2 protein-coding genes are annotated in these 596 nt (G+C 46.3%); both read right to left on the bottom strand.

The window, feature by feature from the left end; genetic code table 11:
* Positions 1 to 386 (bottom strand): FAD-dependent oxidoreductase (locus tag JWG45_RS17770; RefSeq protein WP_205280968.1); only part of this gene is annotated, 386 nt, incomplete at its 3' end.
* 23 nt (positions 387 to 409) lie between these two features.
* A partial coding sequence (locus JWG45_RS17765) for a hypothetical protein (protein WP_205280967.1) occupies positions 410 to 596 on the bottom strand: 187 nt, incomplete at its 5' end.

The following is a 596-nucleotide window of genomic DNA, read 5'->3' as shown; positions in this document are numbered from 1 at the left end:
TAAGTGTCTTCTCCGATTACGTGCATTCTTTTAGCGGTTGCACCCGTTGCGATGATTACGGCTTCGGCCTCGATGAGTTCGTCGTCGGACCAGAGTTTGAAAGGGCGGGATGAAAAATCCACCTTCGTGATCGTTTGCGTAAAAATTTTGGTTCCGTATTTGACGGATTGTTCGCGGAAGAGTTGGGTCAACTTGGTTCCATCGATTCCTTCCGGAAATCCGGGAAAGTTTTCGACCTCGGTTGTGGTTGTGAGCTGTCCGCCGGCCGCAATCCCTCCAGCCATAAAACCTTCATACATAACTGGGTTTAGGTTTGCTCTTGCGGCATAGATTGCGGCCGTGTGACCTGCGGGTCCGGATCCAATGATAACAATTTTGTGGGCCATGATTTCCTCGGATTAGAATGATTCTAAACTTGATCTTTTTTTAGACTCCCATGTTGTAAAGTAGGTCCTCTTTTTGACAGAGAATTTTCCTCATTTTTCATCCAAGGGAAACATTCTGATCTTGGAAGAAGAGGGAAAAAAGGGAGAATTCGCTTGCCAGTGGGCCCTTCTATTTCAAGCTTTCCTCTATCCATGAAAGGATTCTTCTCC

The organism is Leptospira ainlahdjerensis, assembly GCF_016919175.1.
Classification (GTDB): Bacteria; Spirochaetota; Leptospiria; order Leptospirales; family Leptospiraceae; genus Leptospira; species Leptospira ainlahdjerensis.
This window is presented reverse-complemented; position numbering and strand designations above follow the sequence as displayed.